This is a genomic window from Slackia sp., assembly GCF_977041755.1.
The window spans coordinates 1-2,977 of record NZ_CDRRGL010000181.1 but is presented as its reverse complement, the minus strand read 5'-3'; the positions used below and the strand labels follow the sequence as shown (position 1 = coordinate 2,977).

3 protein-coding genes and 1 pseudogene are annotated in these 2,977 nt (G+C 57.3%); all 4 read right to left on the bottom strand.

The features are described from left to right. A pseudogene (locus tag ACWI8T_RS09220) lies at positions 1 to 609 on the bottom strand (hypothetical protein); the annotation flags it as partial. A 131-nt stretch (positions 610 to 740) separates the two neighbouring features. Continuing rightward, on the bottom strand, positions 741 to 1,337 hold the full coding sequence (locus tag ACWI8T_RS09215; RefSeq protein ID WP_114615943.1) for a sugar transferase: 597 nt from the start codon (positions 1,335 to 1,337) through the stop codon (positions 741 to 743). Beyond that, positions 1,330 to 2,544, bottom strand: coding sequence for a DegT/DnrJ/EryC1/StrS family aminotransferase (locus ACWI8T_RS09210; RefSeq protein WP_449138726.1), 1,215 nt, complete (start codon positions 2,542 to 2,544; stop codon positions 1,330 to 1,332). The genes ACWI8T_RS09215 and ACWI8T_RS09210 overlap by 8 nt, the downstream gene beginning before the upstream one ends. A 191-nt stretch (positions 2,545 to 2,735) precedes the next feature. After that, positions 2,736 to 2,977: NlpC/P60 family protein (locus ACWI8T_RS09205; RefSeq protein ID WP_449138725.1), on the bottom strand; the 242-nt coding region annotated here is incomplete at its 5' end.

The following is a 2,977-nucleotide window of genomic DNA, read 5'->3' as shown; positions in this document are numbered from 1 at the left end:
ATCGGAATCGAACCAGTACCAGTGGCCGTTGATGTATTCCCAGCCGCCAGCCATATGGCCTGAAGCCTTCGCGTAATACCAGGCGCCGCCATCGTAAAGCCAACCCGTGGCCATGGCGCCCTGGAAGTCGCCGCCCTGCGCCAAGTAATAGCGCGAACCCGAAAGCTCTATCCAGCCCGTAGCCATTTTGCAGCCCGCCGAGGAATCGAACCAGTACCAGTGGCCGTTGATGTATTCCCAGCCCGAGACGAGCGCTCCATTGCGCACGAAATACCAGTCGGAGCCAACAGCGTTCCACCCCTCGCTATACGAGGGCTGTTCGCCTTGCTCGCCAGAATCGCCCTGGGTCGCTTCGTTTGTCGCCAGCTCGCCGGCAGGCTTGGCCTGCGACGCACCGACCGGCTCTTGCGAAGGCGCAGCAGCGGAAGCGGCCGAAGGCGCCCCTCCCTCGAACCAATCGGCAGAATTCGCGGAATCAGCTGTTTTCTGCTCAAGCGCATCGGGAACCTGGTCGCCACACGCGTCGGCGTCGAGCGCGAACGCCGCGCTTGGCACGGCGACGGCAAACGCCGCCGCAGCGAAAAGTGAAATGATTTGGGACTTCTTCATCGTAAAGCTCGTTTCGGAATAGGCATCAGCTTGGGCGATTATACCAAGAGAGGCACCAAGTCGCCTTGATGCCTCTTCCGTTCGCGGCCATGTTTGCCGCGACTGGATACTGTTCGCCGAGTTCGGAAGAACTAATCTTCCTGCTCCACGTAAATGCCCTCTTGCTTGAACACTGTAGCGAAGGTCTTGAAAAAGATCTTCACGTCAAGCAAGAACGACAAATGGTCGACGTAATACACGTCGAGGGCAAGCCTATCGTGCCACGGCAGCGAATTGCGGCCGTATGCCTGGGCGTAGCCCGTAATGCCCGGCGTCACTTCGAGCTTGCGACCTTCATCGCCTTGGTACAAGGCCATTTCAGAATCCAAATCGGGACGCGGACCAATAATGCTCATGTCGCCCTTCAGCACATTCAGGAACTGAGGGAACTCATCGAGCGACGTCTTGCGCATAAACGCGCCGATCTTCGTCATGCGCGGGTCATCGGCACCGTTGTAGGTGCTGCCGTCTTCCATCTTCAAATCGGGTGCGTTCACGTACATGGAACGAAACTTGTACATAACGAACGGCTTGCCATTCTTTCCGACGCGAGGCGCGTTGTAGAAAACGGGGCCCTTGTCTTCCAGATAAATCATCGGCGCGAACACGATGAACACGATAAGCACGAACGGAAGCGCAATAAGGCCAAGCACGATATCGAGCACGCGCTTAAAGAAGTGCTTATACACCCGCGGCCTCGCATTCGGCATACGCTTCGCCGAAGCAGGCGATAACGTAGTCGACCATCTCGTCAGTCATCTTGGTGTTCAGCGGCAGCGAAACCTCATTCTCGAACTGCGCGAGCGCATTCGGGTAATTGGCGATATCGAAGCCAAGGTTCTTATATGCAGTGAGCATCGGAAGGGGCTTGTAATGCACGTTGCATGCCACTTCTCGTTCAGCCATTTTTTCAATGAACAGGTCGCGGAACGCACGAGACTTGCCCACAAGGCGCGCCAGGCACAAGTGGCCCGACGAAGTGATGTCCCCGTCGAAATGATGCAGGAATTGCACCTTTTCGCTGGCAAGCGCATCGGAGTAATGCACGAGCATTTCGTGGCGACGAGCAAGCAGCTCTTTGTAACGAGACTGCTGGCCCAGGCCAATAGCTGCCAGCACATCGGTCATGTTGCACTTGAAATACGGCGCCACCACGTCGTATTCCCACGAGCCGAGCTTCATCTTCGACAGGGCGTCTTTGCTCTGGCCGTGCAGCGAGAACAGCTGCAGCTGCTTGTACACAGCTTCGTCGTCGATGCCTTCGCGAGAACGCCACGTGAGCGCGCCGCCCTCGGCCGTGGTGAAGTTCTTCACGGCATGGAACGAGAACGAAGAGAAGTCGGCCACAGAGCCAACCGGCGTACCCTTGTACGACGCGCCGTAGGCATGGGCAGCATCGGTAATCACGATGCAACGGTCGAACGCCTGCTGCAGGCCCTCTGCGGGATGATACAAGTCGCGCTTGGCTTCCACAGCCGCGAAAATGCGGTCGTAATCGCACGGAACGCCGCCAAGGTCGACGGGGATAACAGCCTTCGTGCGCTCGGTGATTGCGGCCTCCATGGCGTCGTAGTCCATTTGGTAGCTGCCGGGAGCGACATCGACCATAACGGGCGTTGCACCAACGTGGCATACGGGGCTCACCGTTGCAGTGTAGGTGTACGCGGGCACGATGACCTCGTCGCCCTCACCGATGCCGAGCAGGCGCAGGCACATCTCGAGCGCCGCAGTAGCGGAATTCAGGCAGCACGCTTTGTTGGTGCCGCAAAGCTGGGCAACCTCACGCTCGAGCTCTTTCGTTTTGGGGCCGGTGGTGATCCAGCCCGATTTCAAAGCCTCGACAACCTGGTCGATTTCAGCCTGAGTAATATCGGGGGGAGAAAACTCAACACGCATGGTATGCAACCTTTCTTCGGAAGCCATTCGAGCGACGGCTTCACCAATTCACGCGCACTACTATAAACCGAGCGGACGCGCCATTACAAATAAGCGGAAGACTTAACGGGAATTCCAAATAGCAAAAACGGCATGGAAAACGCTGCTCCCATGCCGTTTCTTTCCATATAAACCCCTAGGGGACGTATTGCCTAAGCGAACGGTCGCTGCACGCCATATACATGGGGATGGATGCCATTCACCGTCGACATAACCGTGACAGACGGCGGCCACGCCTCAATAACCTTGTCATCGCCCAGGTAGATGGCAACGTGGATGATGGTGCCGTACCCATTGTCGTAATAGATAAGGTCGCCGCGCTGGCGGTCGGAATACGAGACGCGCTGAATGGGGAGGTTCCACATATTGCGGGATTCGTATTCGTACGCCGGAT